Origin of the sequence: Pseudomonas sp. 102515, from assembly GCF_031085165.1 — a bacterium.
Taxonomy (GTDB): domain Bacteria; phylum Pseudomonadota; class Gammaproteobacteria; order Pseudomonadales; family Pseudomonadaceae; genus Chryseomonas.
This window is the reverse complement of the sequence record NZ_JAVHTY010000004.1, coordinates 307,571-320,676: the sequence shown is the minus strand read 5'-3', so window position 1 is coordinate 320,676 and position 13,106 is coordinate 307,571. Positions and strand designations below refer to the sequence as shown.

The 13,106-nt window shown below is 66.8% G+C and carries 13 protein-coding genes and 1 pseudogene; 8 read left to right on the top strand and 6 right to left on the bottom strand.

Features of this window, described 5'->3' with window-relative positions:
* Positions 1-43 precede the first annotated feature (43 nt).
* Positions 44-811: a methyl-accepting chemotaxis protein gene (locus RCF34_RS23160; protein ID WP_372240067.1), complete on the top strand. Its 768-nt coding sequence runs from the start codon at positions 44-46 to the stop codon at positions 809-811.
* 348 nt (positions 812-1,159) lie between these two features.
* Here RCF34_RS23160 and RCF34_RS17075 read toward each other — a convergent pair whose 3' ends face one another.
* Together RCF34_RS17075 and RCF34_RS17070 are read right to left on the bottom strand one after the other, a co-directional pair.
* The gene (locus RCF34_RS17075) at positions 1,160-1,780 is read right to left on the bottom strand and encodes a glutathione S-transferase family protein (protein ID WP_308709238.1); all 621 of its coding nucleotides are present in this window, start codon (positions 1,778-1,780) and stop codon (positions 1,160-1,162) included.
* A gap of 15 nt (positions 1,781-1,795) precedes the next feature.
* Positions 1,796-3,232 (bottom strand): dihydrolipoyl dehydrogenase, encoded by a 1,437-nt coding sequence (locus tag RCF34_RS17070; protein WP_308709237.1) that lies wholly within the window; start codon positions 3,230-3,232, stop codon positions 1,796-1,798.
* Positions 3,233-3,464: 232 nt separating this feature from the next.
* On the opposite strand from RCF34_RS17070, the gene RCF34_RS17065 reads away from it, so the two are divergent.
* Together RCF34_RS17065 and RCF34_RS17060 are read left to right on the top strand one after the other, a co-directional pair.
* Entirely contained in the window at positions 3,465-3,986 is a 522-nt protein-coding gene (locus RCF34_RS17065) for a hypothetical protein (RefSeq protein ID WP_308709236.1), read from the top strand.
* A 351-nt stretch (positions 3,987-4,337) separates the two neighbouring features.
* Positions 4,338-5,381: an acyltransferase gene (locus RCF34_RS17060; RefSeq protein ID WP_308709235.1), complete on the top strand. Its 1,044-nt coding sequence runs from the start codon at positions 4,338-4,340 to the stop codon at positions 5,379-5,381.
* 19 nt (positions 5,382-5,400) lie between these two features.
* Here the strand turns inward: RCF34_RS17060 and crcB are convergent, their stop codons facing one another.
* Both crcB and nhaA read right to left on the bottom strand, forming a co-directional pair.
* The gene (crcB, locus tag RCF34_RS17055) at positions 5,401-5,778 is read right to left on the bottom strand and encodes a fluoride efflux transporter CrcB (RefSeq protein ID WP_308709234.1); all 378 of its coding nucleotides are present in this window, start codon (positions 5,776-5,778) and stop codon (positions 5,401-5,403) included.
* Positions 5,779-5,790: 12 nt separating this feature from the next.
* Positions 5,791-6,960 carry a Na+/H+ antiporter NhaA gene (gene nhaA / locus RCF34_RS17050; protein ID WP_308709233.1) on the bottom strand — a complete coding sequence of 390 codons (1,170 nt, stop codon included), beginning with the start codon at positions 6,958-6,960 and terminating at the stop codon, positions 5,791-5,793.
* A 256-nt stretch (positions 6,961-7,216) separates the two neighbouring features.
* On the opposite strand from nhaA, the gene RCF34_RS17045 reads away from it, so the two are divergent.
* A complete protein-coding gene (locus RCF34_RS17045; protein ID WP_308709232.1) occupies positions 7,217-8,386 on the top strand; it encodes an HPP family protein in 1,170 nt (389 codons plus the stop codon).
* 3 nt (positions 8,387-8,389) lie between these two features.
* Here the strand turns inward: RCF34_RS17045 and RCF34_RS17040 are convergent, their stop codons facing one another.
* Positions 8,390-10,015 carry a methyl-accepting chemotaxis protein gene (locus tag RCF34_RS17040; protein ID WP_308709231.1) on the bottom strand — a complete coding sequence of 542 codons (1,626 nt, stop codon included), beginning with the start codon at positions 10,013-10,015 and terminating at the stop codon, positions 8,390-8,392.
* A 157-nt stretch (positions 10,016-10,172) separates the two neighbouring features.
* On the opposite strand from RCF34_RS17040, the gene RCF34_RS17035 reads away from it, so the two are divergent.
* The 4 genes and pseudogenes from RCF34_RS17035 (at position 10,173) to RCF34_RS17020 (ending at position 12,602) form a co-directional block, all read left to right on the top strand.
* Positions 10,173-10,604, top strand: a complete 432-nt coding sequence (locus tag RCF34_RS17035; protein ID WP_308709230.1) for a DUF4398 domain-containing protein — start codon at positions 10,173-10,175, stop codon at positions 10,602-10,604.
* 29 nt (positions 10,605-10,633) lie between these two features.
* Positions 10,634-11,011: pseudogene (locus RCF34_RS17030) on the top strand (DUF4398 domain-containing protein); the annotation flags it as partial.
* Between the two features lie 105 nt (positions 11,012-11,116).
* Positions 11,117-12,124, top strand: coding sequence for an NAD(P)-dependent alcohol dehydrogenase (locus RCF34_RS17025; RefSeq protein WP_308709229.1), 1,008 nt, complete (start codon positions 11,117-11,119; stop codon positions 12,122-12,124).
* A gap of 85 nt (positions 12,125-12,209) precedes the next feature.
* On the top strand, positions 12,210-12,602 hold the full coding sequence (locus RCF34_RS17020; RefSeq protein WP_308709228.1) for a response regulator: 393 nt from the start codon (positions 12,210-12,212) through the stop codon (positions 12,600-12,602).
* On the opposite strand, the gene RCF34_RS17015 is transcribed toward RCF34_RS17020, so the two are convergent.
* Complete coding sequence (locus RCF34_RS17015) at positions 12,599-12,982, bottom strand: response regulator (RefSeq protein WP_051226123.1); 384 nt, start codon at positions 12,980-12,982, stop codon at positions 12,599-12,601. The genes RCF34_RS17020 and RCF34_RS17015 overlap by 4 nt on opposite strands.
* Positions 12,983-13,106: the final 124 nt, after the last annotated feature.

The window sequence follows — 13,106 nt, the reverse complement described above, 5'->3', positions numbered from 1 at the left end:
TCTGCAGCAGGCGTCGCAGACCACCACCCAGGCGGCTGCCAGCATGAACGAAGTGGCCGGTCGCCAGCGCGAGGCCGTGGAACTGGTCTCCACCGCCTTCAACGAGATGGTCGCCACCTCCAACGAGGTCGCGCGCTCCTGCAGCCAGGCCGCGGCCTCCGCCGACGCCGGTCATCACAAGGTTCAGGAAGGCTACGGCCAGATCGAGAAGGCCACCGGCAACGTCAACCGGCTCAGCGGCAGCCTGGCCCAGTCGGCCCAGGCCATGGCGGTGCTCGAGCAGGACAGCCACAACATCAACACCATCCTCGATACCATCCGCGGCATCGCCGAACAGACCAACCTGCTGGCGCTCAACGCCGCCATCGAGGCGGCGCGGGCCGGCGAGCAGGGGCGTGGCTTCGCCGTGGTGGCCGACGAGGTGCGGGCCCTGGCCAAGCGCACCGCCGACTCCACCGGCGAGATCGACGGCCTGCTCGGCAGCCTCGCGCGGCGCACCCAGGAGGTCACTCGCCAGATCGAGACCAGTCTGGAGCTGTCGCAGACCAGCGTGACCTCCATCAGCGAGGCGCGTGGCAGTTTCGAAGGCATCCGCCAGTCGGTGGACGAGATCCGCGACCAGGCACTGCAGATCGCTGCCGCGGCCGAGGAACAGCACCAGGTGGCCGAGGACATCAATCGCCACATCGCCCAGATCCACGACGATGCCCAGCAGGTGGAAGGCCTGGCCCAGTCCACCACCCGCGACTCCTCGCGCCTGTCGCAGCTGTCGGGCGAGCTGGATGGCCTGGTGCGGCGCTTCAAGGCCTGATGGCTGGTTGAGATGGCGAAAGCCCCGCGGGTGATCCCGGCGGGGCTTTTTTTGTTGGGCAAGAGTGTGGTGACACGTGGATAAGGCTGCGCCGTTATCCACGCTACGAGGTCGGCTCTTCGCGCTGAATGTCCCCGCCGCACCGCACGGGCTGCCTTCGCGCTTACGAGATCAGGTGCAAGAGAAGGCCGCAGCGTGGAAACAGCGCAGCCTTTTCCACTTCTGGCATCGGCTGAACCTTGCTGTTGGGTTTCGCGGTGCTCAGCCCAACCTACCTGGCTACGACCGTGCACTCCGTAGGGTGGGCTGAGACGGCCTTATCGTCGAAGCCCAACAAGATCACCCAAACTACAGCGTGTCCGGCAGCATCTTGCCGCCCTTGGCCTCCGCTCGTTGGCAACCCGGCAACTGGCGCAGGCCCTCGAAATAGGCCTTGAACACCGGATAGTCGTCCAGCACCCCGGCCATGGCGACCATGGCGCCTAGGTAGGAGAGCTGGATGTCGGCCAGGGTCAGGCGGTCGTCGACGAGGTAGCGCTTGCCGCGCAGGTGCTCGCTCAAATAGCCGAGCACCCTGTCCAGCTCGGGCTTGCCACGAGGCTCTAGCACGCCCACATCGCCCCGCTTGCCAAAGATCAGGATCAGCACCGGCGGCCAGGCGGAGGCTTCGACGAAGTCCAGCCATTCCTCGTGATGGGCCCAGGTGGCAGTGCCTAGCTCCGGCGCGAAGCGTCCTTCGCCATAGCGCTGGTTGAGATAACGCAGGATGGCCGAGGACTCGGACAGTTGCAGCTCGCCATCTTCCAGCACCGGCGACTTGCCTAGTGGGTGAATGCGCTTGAGCGCTTCGGGCGCCTGGAAGCTTTCGGTACGCGGATAGCGGACCAGCTCATAGGGCAGGCCCAGTTCTTCGAGCAGCCAGAGCACGCGGTGCGAACGGGAATAATCGAGGTGATGCAGCTTGATCATGGTATCTCCGGGGTGTCAGGCGCCAGAAGGTGAGCCCTGGTCACGATCGTCGCGCAGGCTGCTGTGGGCAGCCTTGCAGATCTCGCGCAGGCCGCTCTTGAGGCCTTCTTCGAGGGTGGGGTGGTAGAAGGGCATGTCGAGCAGCGAACTGGCGGTCTCGCCATGGATCAGCGCCAGCACCAGCAGATGGCCAATATGGTCCATGCCCGGTCCGACCATGGCCGCGCCGGTGAGCTTGCCGGTGCCCGGTTCGGCATAGAGGCGGGCGATGCCCTGGTTGCGCGCCTCGACCCGGGCGCGACCCTGGTCGTGGTAGGAAGAGGTGCCGATCAGACTGCCCTCGTCGGGCGGACTGCCCAGCACGGCCACCGGCGGATCGGTGAAGATCAGCGAGAACAGCGGCGATCTGGGGGTCGGTCGCACCCCGGGATAGCAGGCGGCATTGTGCCCGGCGATGGCGCCTTCGTCGGAGGCCTCATGGAGAATGGGCCGGTCATGATCGGCATCGCCGGCGATGAAGATCGACGAGGCGCCGCACTGCATCGTCTCGGGGTCGTAGACCGGGGTGCCATGATCGTCCAGCGCGATGCCGGTGGTTTCCAGACCCAGGCCCTTCAGCCGCGGCGGTCGCCCGGCGGCCACCAGCACGTAGTCGAAAGCGCCCTCGCCGCTCGCCGCGCCGGACCAGGACAGGCGCACACCCTCGCCGTCGCGCCGGGCATCCACCTCGACGTTCAGCAGCACGGTCATGTCCTGTTCCAGGATCTTGCGCAGCTCGGCCTTGACCTTGAGGTCCTTGAGCGCGCCCAGGCCATCGTCCTGGCCGAACAGGGTGACGGCCACGCCGAGGCGAGCCATGGCCTGGGCCAGTTCCAAGCCCACCGGACCGGTGCCGATCACCGCCAGGGAGCGCGGCAGATCGGGCAGTTCGAAGATCGTCTCGTTGGTCAGCGCTCGCTCGCCCAGGGCGGCGAAAGGTTCAGGCACCAGGGGATAGGAGCCGGTGGCGATGACCACGGTCCGCGCCTTTATAGTCTTACCATTGCTGAGCTGCAGGCGATCCGGCGCCACGAAGCGCGCGGTAGCGCGCTGGGCCACACCTTCGGGTAGCTTGGCGAAACCCTGCTTGGTCGCTGCAACGAAGTGATCGCGCTCGCGCCGCACCCGTGCCATGACCGCCGCGCCATCGACGCTGACGCTGCCCACCTCGATGCCAAAGGTGCCGGCGCGGCGGACGGCGTGATGGGCCTCCCCGGCGACGATCAGCAGCTTGGAAGGCATGCAGCCCACAGAGGCGCAGGTGGTACCGGCCCAGCGGTCGTCGATCAGCAGGGTGCGCGCGCCCTGGCGCCGCGCGGCACGTTCGGCGGCGAGGCCAGCGGTTCCGGCACCGATCACGGCAACATCGCACTCGAGATCGGCGGAGGGCGAAGGGGCTGCGGGATCACTCATCTCATCACCTGACGTTACGGAGGGTTACCCGACTCGCGCCAGGGCTCTAGCAAGGGACCCCAAGCGCAGCGTCGAGGTTGCATCCTCAAGGCGTGACCCACTTCGACAAAAAACCGACAATTCTTGTCAGGACCGTCAAATTCCATGCCACTCGTCACCTTATACTGGCGAACTGGAACCATTGGGGTGTCCTATCCTCAATTAGCCAACTTAAATGGACGCAGGCACTCACATGGAACGTGACATCAGCAAGATTCCGCTCATCAACGATTGGTCCTACCTGATCGCCCTGGAAACCGGCCTGTTCACCCGCGGTGAACTCAGCGGCGCGGTGCTCAAGGCCCTCAACGACCAGGCCCGCCTGCTCTCCCGTCGCTACCTGGTGCAGAAGTCCAAGCTGGACGTACGCAAGCTGACGCCCGCCGAGACCGAGATCCTCGATACCCTCAGCGACACCGCCGCCAGCCTGCGTCGCCGCCAGCGGCTGCCGCACAACATCGTCAAGAGCCTCAGAGCCGGCGGCCTGATCGCCGCGGTCGAGCGCAGCGTCTGCGCCTCGGGCATCCTGCAGTGCCACAACGGCTTCTACGAAGACGGCCTGGAGCCGGGCGCCTTCGAGCAGATCGTCATGCGCCATCCGCATGAATTCGGCGATCACGCCCGCCAGAGCGCCGCCCTGTATTTCGCCCAGGAACCCTTCGCCCTGGAACAGTCGCAAGACGTGCACGAACAGCCGCTGCAGGCCAGCGCCTGATGAGCGAGGCGTACGCAACGAGCGGGGCGGCCGGGAGGCCCCAGACCCCGCTCGCCTGCGCACGCCTCGCCGCCCCCGTTCCTTCTTGCGGCGCCGCTTTTCCGGAGTCCTGGCGCATGACGCCCGCTTTAGCGCCGCTCAGCCCCCCATAGCACCCTGCCCTCGCCGGCTGGCCGATCGCGCTGATCGCGTCGGCAGTCGCCCTTTCGTTGCCGGTTCAGCCGGCAGCGGCCTTTGCCTGCGTCCGTCTCGCCGACGGGCGTTTCCGCCGATGCCGTCTGCGTCGCTGTCCGCCTGGAGTTCGCTCCCGGGCGGCGGCCGCGGCATGGGCCACGGCTGCGAGGAGCAGACATGACTACCGCCCACGTCCCCCCGGGACGCAACAACTTCGATGTCCTCAGATTCGCCGCGGCGTCCACCGTGGTGATCGGCCACGGCTTCTGGCTCTCGGGACACATCGGTGCCGAACCGATCCTCAACTTCACCGGCTTCACCGACGCGGCCAACATCGCCGTCTATGTGTTCTTCGTGATCAGCGGCTTCCTGATCACGGCATCCTTCCAGCGCAGTCGCAATCCCCTGGACTTTCTGCTCAAGCGCGCCCTGCGGATCTTTCCGGCGCTGATCGTCTCGGTGCTGTTCTCGGTGCTGGTGGTGGGCTGGCTGGCCACCAGTCGCGAGACGAGTGCCTACTTCAGCGATCGCCAGACCCTGGGCTTCTTCAAGAACATCCTCTTGATGACACGCTTCGAACTGCCCGGCGTCTTCACCGGCAATCCCTTTCCGGACACGGTGAACGGCAGCTACTGGACCCTGCCCTACGAGGTGTTCATGTACCTGTCGCTGCTGATCATCGGGGTGCTGGGGCTGCTGACCCGCTCGGTGGTCATGGCCACCCTGGTGGTGCTGGTGCTGGGCAACTTCCTGCTGCTGCCGCAGATGGGCGTCGCCAGTTTCGTGCTGCACAAGGTGTTCAGCCTGGGCATGTTCTTTTTCGCCGGTGCCCTGCTGCAGCTCGCGGGACCGCGCATCCCCTGGCGCCTGGATATCGCCCTGGCGCTCTGCCTGCTGTCGCTGGCGGCCATCGTCTGGCACATCCTGCCGGTGATCCACCTGGTGTCACTGGCCTATGTGATCATCTACCTGGCCCAGGTGCAGGTACCGGTGCTGCACGGGTTCGACCGCTTCGGCGACTATTCCTACGGCCTCTACCTGTTCAACTTCCCGGTCCAGCAGCTGCTCATGCATTGGTTTCCCGACGGCTTCTCGCTGCCCGGCTTCCTGCTGGTGAGCTATGCCCTGACCCTGGTCCTCGCGGTGCTCTCCTGGCACCTGATCGAGGCGCCGGCGCTGAGATTCAAACCGCGGCGCCAGGCCCCGATCGCGCCGGCTTAGGTCCGGCTGGCCGATCGCCTCAGCCGAGGCGACCGGCCAGGGCGAAACCGGCCAGGGTCAGCAGCAGCGACCCCAGCACATGGACGGTCACGGTGAGCGCCGCCCAGCCCAGGCGGCCGCTCTGCAGCAGCGTCACCACTTCGGCGGAAAAGGTCGAGAAGGTGGTGAAACCGCCGCAGAAGCCGGTCACCAGCAGCAGCCGCCACTGGGCATCCAGTCCCGGGTAGCGGGAGAACAGCCCCAGTACCAGGCCGATCACGAAGCCGCCGACCAGATTGACCAGCAGCGTGCCCAGGGGCAGCAGCGGGAACAGCGCATTCAGCCGCAGACCGACCCACCAGCGGCAGGCGCTGCCCAGGGCTCCGCCGAACATCACCGCGAACAGCGCATAGGGCATCTCAGACTCCTCTCAACGACGGCGGGCGGCCAGGAGCAGGACGGCAATGCCGGCCAGGGCGGACAACAGCGACCCCAGCAGCACCCCGATCTTGACCTCGTCGACCAGGAAGGGCGCCCCCGGAAAGGCCAGGGCGCCGATGAACAGACTCATGGTAAAGCCGATGCCGCAGAGCAGCGCCACGCCATAGAGCTGCAGCCAGCTGGCGCCTTCCGGCAGCCGCGCCAGGCCGCTGCGGATGGCCAGCACCGCCATGAGGGAAATCCCGATCTGCTTGCCGAAGAACAGCCCCAGGGTCACGCCCAGGGGGACCGGATCGAGCAGATTGGCGGGCGACATCCCGGCCAGGGACACCCCGGCATTGGCGAAGCCGAACAGGGGCACGATCAGGAAGGCCACCCAGGGGTGCAGCGCGGACTCCAGCCTGAGTAGCGGTGAGGCATCGTCGGCCTCGGTATCGCCCAGCGGAATGAACAGCGCCAGAATCACCCCGGCCAGGGTCGCATGGATACCCGAGCGCAGCATGCAGAACCACAGCAGCGCCCCGACCAGCAGATAGGGCAGCAGAGACGTGACCTTGCAGCGATTGAGCAGGAACAGCACGGCCACCAGACCGGCTGCGGCCAGCAGCATGGTGGTGGAGAGGTCGCTGGTATAGAAGAGCGCGATGATCAGTACGGCGCCGAGGTCATCGAGGATCGCCAGGGCCGAGAGAAACACCTTGAGCGACGGCGGCACCCGCGACCCCAGCAGCGACAGCACGCCGAGGGCGAAGGCGATGTCGGTGGCGGCGGGAATCGCCCAGCCGGCGAGGGTCTGGGAATCGTGGCGATTGACCAGGGCATAGAGCAGCGCCGGCACCAGCATGCCACCGAGGGCAGCGAGGCCCGGCAGGGCGCGATCGCCCCAACGGGCGAGTTGGCCGACCGCCATCTCGCGCTTGATTTCCAGGCCGACCAGCAGAAAGAAGATGGCCATCAGGCCGTCGTTGATCCAGTGACCGAGCGAAAGGCCACCGATGTACCCGTGGAGGCTGGCGAAATAGGTAGCGGCCAGCGGCGAGTTGGCGACGATCAGGGCGATGGCCGCGGCCACCATCAGCACGATGCCACCGGCCGCTTCGGCCGCGCAGAAGCGATTGAGAAAGGCCAGGGCCTTCGCTGGAGACAGGGGGGCGTTCATGGGCAGCCGTACTCCGCGCGGCGGCCCGACCTGCGCTCGATTCAACCTGTCCTACCGCGAGGTTGCGGCGACACCCAGCCGATGATCCTACTACGGCAATCCAGGCGGTCGCAGCAGAAAATCTCCCCGGGGCCGCGGTCGCTCTGGTCGCCGCCTGGCCGCTTGCGGTGGCGGCCGGTGGTCTTCGCCGGTATTGCCAGGGCTGCGTACAGGGTGGACCATCAGCGCCCTCGTTCTGCCCAGCAGCTGCTTGCCCATGCCCCAGGAACCCCTTACGCCGCCCTCCCCGCCCTCCCTCTACGCCCGTCTGGCCCAGGGCCTGCGCGCCTTCTGGCCAGCGCCCTTGCCCATCGACGGTCGCGAACGCCTGCGTGCCAGCCTGGGCGCCGGCCTCGGCATCCTGCTCGCCGCGCTCCTGGCGGCCTGGTGGCTGGAAGGCCAGCCGGTGCATCAGCATGGCGCCCTGGCGCTGGCGCTGGTGGCGCCGCTGGGCGCCAGCGCCGTGCTGGTGTTCGCCCTGCCCTCCAGTCCGCTGGCGCAGCCCTGGTCGGTGGTGGGCGGCAATACCCTGTCGGCGCTGATCGGCATCGCCTGCGCGCTGTGGATTCCCGAAGCCAACCTGGCCGCCGCGCTGGCGGTCGCCCTGGCCATCGCCGCCATGTTCACGCTGCGCTGCCTGCACCCCCCGGGCGGCGCCTCGGCGCTGCTGATGGTGCTCATCGGCGCCCAGGACTTCAGCTATGCCTGGAGTCCGGTGGCGCTGGATTCGCTGCTGCTGGTGAGCGCCGGTCTGCTCTACAACAACCTGACCCGGCGCCCCTGGCCCCATGTGCCACGCCCGGTCGAGCCGAGCGGCGAGACGCGCCTGCAGCGCGCCGACCTGGACGCCGTGCTGGCGCGCTACAACCAGGTGCTGGACATCAGCCGCGACGACCTCGCCGAATTGCTCGAACAGGTGGAGGCGCGCGCCTACCAGCGCAAGATGGGCGAGCTGCGCTGCGCCGACGTCATGAGCCAGGAACCGGTGACGGCCCGCGCCGAGATGCCGCTGCAGGAAGCCTGGGCGCTGATGCGCGCCCGCCGCATCAAGGCGCTGCCGGTGGTGGATCGCCAGGGCTATCTGCTGGGCATCGTCACCGTCGCCGACTTCATGCGGCAGATCGACCTGGACGTCCATGAAGGCCTCGGCTGGCGCCTGCGCTCGCTGGTCCGTCCGCGCACGCGCCAGGAGGAAAACAGCGTCGGCCGCATCATGACCCGCACCGTACGGGTGGCCAGCGCCGACCGCCTGCTGATCGACCTGGTGCCGGTGTTTTCCGAGAACGGCCACCGCCACATCCCCATCATCGACGGCTCGCGCCGCCTGGTCGGCATCATCACCCAGTCGGATCTGATCCGGGCGCTGTACCAGGCGGTGCGGGCCTAGGGCTCACACCTGGAAGCGATTCACCAGGCCCTGCAGGTCCACCGCCAGCCGTGACAGCTCCTGGCTGGCGGCGTTGGTCTGGCGGGCACCGTCGGCGGACTGGGTGGAGAGATCGCGGATGTTGACCAGGTTGCGGTCCACTTCCCGGGCCACCTGCGCCTGCTCTTCGGCCGCGCTGGCGATCACCAGGTTGCGCTCGTACATCTCGCCGATGCGGCTGTTGATCTCGTCCAGCGCCACCCCCGCCGTTTCCGCCAGGGCACGCGTGGCCTGGGCCCGCTGACTGCTGCTGTGCATGGAGCCCAGGGCCTGAGTGGCACCGCTGCGCATGCCGGAGACCATCTGTTCGATTTCCAGGGTGGACTGCTGGGTGCGGCTGGCCAGGGCGCGCACTTCGTCGGCGACCACGGCGAACCCGCGACCGGCCTCGCCGGCCCGCGCCGCCTCGATGGCCGCATTGAGCGCCAGCAGGTTGGTCTGTTCGGCGATGGCGCGAATGACGTCGAGCACCTTGCCGATGTCCTGGGACTGCTCGGCGAGCCGCTGGACCAGCGTCCCGGTGGCGGACACCTCGTCGGACAAGGCGGCGATGGCGCCCAGAGTGTCGGCGACACGGGTCTGGCCTTGCTGCGCGGCCTGGCTGGAGGCCCGCGAGGCTTCGGAGGTGGAGACGGCGTTGCGCGCCACTTCGTCCACCGCGGTGCTCATCTCGGTGACGGCCGTGGCGGCCTGTTCGAGCTCGTCGTTCTGCTGCTGCAGGCCTTGGCCAGCGGCCTCGGTGACCGCATTGAGTTCTTCGGCGGCGGTCGCCAGCTGGGTGGAGGAGCCGGCGATACGCGAGAGAGTCTCGCGCAGCTGCGCCTGCATCTGCTGCAGGGCGCGCTGCAATTCGCTCACCTCGTCGCGGCCTTGCACGGCCAGGGTCTGCGTCAGGTCGCCCTGGGCGACGCGGCGGGCGGCCAGCAGCGCCTCGCGCAGCGGCCCGACGATGCTGCGGGTCAGCAGCCAGGCCATGAGCACCGTGGCCAGGGCGGCCAGGGCGATCACCGCGATGACAATCAGCCGTGAGGCGTCGTAGCGGTCCGCCGAGATCTTGCCGTCGCGCTCGATGCCCTCGGCATAGAAGTCGCCCAATTCGCCCAGCTGCTTGCCGGTGCCGTCCACCACCGGCTTCATGTCCACCAGCGTCAGCTTGTTGAGCGCGGCGGTATCGCCCTGGCGCGCCAGGGCGAAGGACGTGGTCATGCCCTGCTGATAGGTGGCGAAGTCGCGCTTGAAGAGATCCCAGCGCTGGTGTTCCTCGGGAGTGTCGACAAAGCCCTCATAGGCCCTGATGCCGGCCATGAGTACCTTGTTGCGCGCCTCGTACTGGCCGACGTAGGTATCGATGTTGCGCGGGTCCGGGTCCAGCGCCAGACGCAAGGAAATGGTACGGATGCGCAGCATGTTCTCGCGAATGGCGTCTACCGCGCGGATGCTGGGTACCCAGTCACGCTCCGTCACCACCTGGCGCTCGCGAATACCCGCCATCTGCGCCAACGAAAACAGGCCGAGAAAAGCCACCATCAGGGCGATCAGGCCGAAGCCCAGGGCCGCGCGAGGCGCGATGTTGCAGTTGCGTAACAGCATGGAAGTCTCCGGGGCCATTGGCTCTGTTGTTATCAGACAACAGATATCGGCCAGGACCCCCTGGCCTTGAGCGCAGCGCTCGCAGCGAACCTCGCCGCGTTTTCGCCGTCTCAAAGGCACTGTCGCCCATTCCGGGCGACCCGCCAGGAATGTTCGGATGAAAACCGGTCCCGCTCGTGCCTTCCCGTTCTCCGCGCCTCGTGCGCTGCTCGCCAGCCTGATCCTGGGCGGCGGCCTGCTGCTCGCGGGCTGCGCCGGCAACCCGCCGACCGCGCAGATGGCCGTGACCCAGTCGGCCGTCAACGAAGCCGTGAGCGGCGGCGGCAATCAGTTCGCCCCCATCGAGACCAAGTCGGCCCAGGACAAGTGGACCCAGGCCCAGGCGGCCCTGTCCAACGAGAAGTACGACGAAGCCAAGCAACTGGCCGAGCAGGCCGAGTGGGATGCCCGTCTGGCGACCCGCAAGACCCAGGCTGCCAAGGCCGCGGCGGCACTGCAGGATGCCCAGAACAGCATCCAGCAGATCCGTGAGGAAGGTCAGATCAACCTCCAGCTGCAACAGAATCTACAGAAAAAGGTGCAGCAGTAAGGCTGCCCGCTCTCTTGAAGGACGAAACCATGCGTAAACGTTTTCTGCTCCCGCTGATGTCGGCGCTGACCCTGGCCGCCTGCGCCACCCCGCCCAACCCCAACCTGGAAAAGGCGCGCAACGACTACGCCGCCCTCGAATCCCAGCCCCAGGCCACCCAGCTGGCGGCGCTGGAAACCAAGGATGCCGGCACCTGGCTGGCCAAGACCGACAAGGCCTACAAGGACGGTGAGAACGAGCGTACCGTCGACCAGCTGGCTTACCTGACCCAGCAACGCATCCAGACCGCCATGCAGACCATCAAGCTGCGCATGGCCGAAGCCGAACTGAAGAAGATCGACGCCGAACGTGGCGAAGCCCGCTTGAACACCCGTACCCAACAGCTGCAGCAATTGCAGAAGGCGATCAAGTAAAGCCCAGGGCGCAGGTCCCTTTCGGGAATCCTGCGCCCCCTGCCGTGGTCCTCTACTGACCCGCGAGCGTCCTGCTCGCCACAGTCCGGAGGATCTCTCATGCATGCCATACGCCTACGCAAACCCGGTGGTCTGGACCAGCTGGAATCCTGCGAACTGCCTGATCCGGGACAACCAGGGGCCGGCGAGATCCGGGTACGGATCAAGGCCAGCTCGCTGAATTTCCATGACCTGGGCGTGGTGCTGGGCAAGATGCCGACCGCCGATGGCCGTATTCCCATGTCCGATGGCGCCGGGGTGGTCGAGGCCGTGGGCGCAGGCGTCAGCGAATTCGCCGTGGGCGATCACGTGGTCTCGACCTTCTTTCCCCACTGGCTGGACGGCGAGCCGCCCATCGATGATTTTTCCACTACCCCTGGCGATGGTGTCGACGGCTTCGCCTGCGAGGTGGTGGTGCGCCCGGTCACGGCCTTCACCCGCGCGCCCAAGGGCTACAGCCATGCCGAGGCGGCGACCCTGACCACCGCCGGGCTCACCGCCTGGCGCGCTTTGGTGGTGGACGGTGGCCTCAAGGCTGGCGACAGCGTGCTGGTCATGGGCACTGGCGGCGTGTCGATCTTCGCCTTGCAGATGGCCAAGGCCATGGGCGCCACGGTGATCGCCACCTCGTCCTCGGACGAGAAGCTGAAGCGCGCCTATGCCCTGGGCGCCGATCACCTGATCAACTATCGCAGCGAACCCGAGTGGGGCGCCAAGGTGCAGGCCATCACCGGAGGCCGGGGCGTCGACATCGTGGTGGAAGTGGGCGGCCCGGCGACGCTGGCGCAATCCATCCAGGCCGCGCGTATCCACGGTCACCTGGCGTTGATCGGGGTGCTCACCGGGGTGGAAGGGCAGGTCCCCACGGCCAATCTGATGCGCCGCCACCAGCGGTTGCAGGGGTTGATCGTCGGCAGCCGCCGTCACCAGCAGGAGATGATCCGGGCGCTGGAAAGCACGGGGATTAAGCCGGTCATCGACCGCAGCTACCCACTGCAGGAGATCGGCCAGGCGTTCGCCTTCCAGAAGGACGGCAGCCATTTCGGCAAGATCGTTCTGGAGTTCTAAAAATCGTCAGACGAATGCAGGGCGGAATGTGAAACAGCTCTGCTAGACTTCCGGAACCGTCGCATCGCGTGTTCCGGAAGTCCCGATGACCCTGCCCTCCTCCCTGCCCTACGTCGTCGTCATCGAAGACAACGGGATGCTCGCCGAACTGCTGGGCAATCATCTCGAAGAACGACTGCAATGGACCTGCACGCGCTTCGACAATGCGGACGACGCCCTGGTGCATCTGCTACAGCAGCAGGACGCTCCGGCGCTGGTGATCACCGATCACCTGATGCCCGGCCAGTTGCGCGGCGGCGAGCTGGCGCAGATGCTCCTGCAGCGCTGGCCCGAGTTGCCGATGGTGATCACTTCCGGCTATGGCTACGAAATCACCACGGCGCTGCCCCCGCAGGTGATCTTCCTGCAGAAGCCCTGGACGCTGGATGAGGTGGATTCGGCGGTACGCCGCGCGCGCGCGTGTCAGGCAGGCGGTTAGACGCCCAACTGGCCGCAGGCCTTCAGCAACTGGTCGATGGTCCAAGGCTTGGGCAGGAACAGCGCCCGGTCTTCGCGCTCGGCATACTGCTGGCCGGTATAGCCGGACGACACCAGGATCGGCAATTGTGGAAAGCGCTGACGCACCTGTTTGGCCAGGGCGAGACCATCCAGCCGACCGGGCATGCGCACGTCGGTGAAGAGGAGATCAGGCGGCAGCGGGTCGGCTTCGAACCAGCACCAGGCGGCATCGGCGGTGTCGAACGACTGGACGGCATAACCCTCCATCTCGAACACCTCCGTCGCCAGCGATCTCAACACCGGATCGTCTTCGACGACCAGCACGGTGGTAACGGCTGCGGAAGAAACTACATCGGTCATGGCAACGCTACTTCATTAGTACGACTAAATAGACCGAAATTACTCGAATTGGATCACAAGGCTCGGATGGACGGCTGGCCGCTTGGTGCCGGCACTTGTCTGATGCCGTAACGGCTACTTAATT

Excerpts from the sequence above, each read along its gene's own strand:
- RCF34_RS17070 (WP_308709237.1), bottom strand. The coding sequence starts at position 3,232 with ATGAGTGATCCCGCAGCCCCTTCGCCCTCCGCCGATCTCGAGTGCGAT.
- RCF34_RS17025 (WP_308709229.1), top strand. The coding sequence starts at position 11,117 with ATGCATGCCATACGCCTACGCAAACCCGGTGGTCTGGACCAGCTGGAA.
- RCF34_RS17035 (WP_308709230.1), top strand. The coding sequence starts at position 10,173 with ATGAAAACCGGTCCCGCTCGTGCCTTCCCGTTCTCCGCGCCTCGTGCG.
- nhaA (WP_308709233.1), bottom strand. The coding sequence starts at position 6,960 with ATGAACGCCCCCCTGTCTCCAGCGAAGGCCCTGGCCTTTCTCAATCGC.
- RCF34_RS23160 (WP_372240067.1), top strand. The coding sequence starts at position 44 with ATGAACGAAGTGGCCGGTCGCCAGCGCGAGGCCGTGGAACTGGTCTCC.
- RCF34_RS17040 (WP_308709231.1), bottom strand. The coding sequence starts at position 10,015 with ATGCTGTTACGCAACTGCAACATCGCGCCTCGCGCGGCCCTGGGCTTC.
- RCF34_RS17075 (WP_308709238.1), bottom strand. The coding sequence starts at position 1,780 with ATGATCAAGCTGCATCACCTCGATTATTCCCGTTCGCACCGCGTGCTC.
- RCF34_RS17015 (WP_051226123.1), bottom strand. The coding sequence starts at position 12,982 with ATGACCGATGTAGTTTCTTCCGCAGCCGTTACCACCGTGCTGGTCGTC.
- crcB (WP_308709234.1), bottom strand. The coding sequence starts at position 5,778 with ATGCCCTATGCGCTGTTCGCGGTGATGTTCGGCGGAGCCCTGGGCAGC.
- RCF34_RS17060 (WP_308709235.1), top strand. The coding sequence starts at position 4,338 with ATGACTACCGCCCACGTCCCCCCGGGACGCAACAACTTCGATGTCCTC.
- RCF34_RS17020 (WP_308709228.1), top strand. The coding sequence starts at position 12,210 with ATGACCCTGCCCTCCTCCCTGCCCTACGTCGTCGTCATCGAAGACAAC.
- RCF34_RS17045 (WP_308709232.1), top strand. The coding sequence starts at position 7,217 with ATGCCCCAGGAACCCCTTACGCCGCCCTCCCCGCCCTCCCTCTACGCC.
- RCF34_RS17065 (WP_308709236.1), top strand. The coding sequence starts at position 3,465 with ATGGAACGTGACATCAGCAAGATTCCGCTCATCAACGATTGGTCCTAC.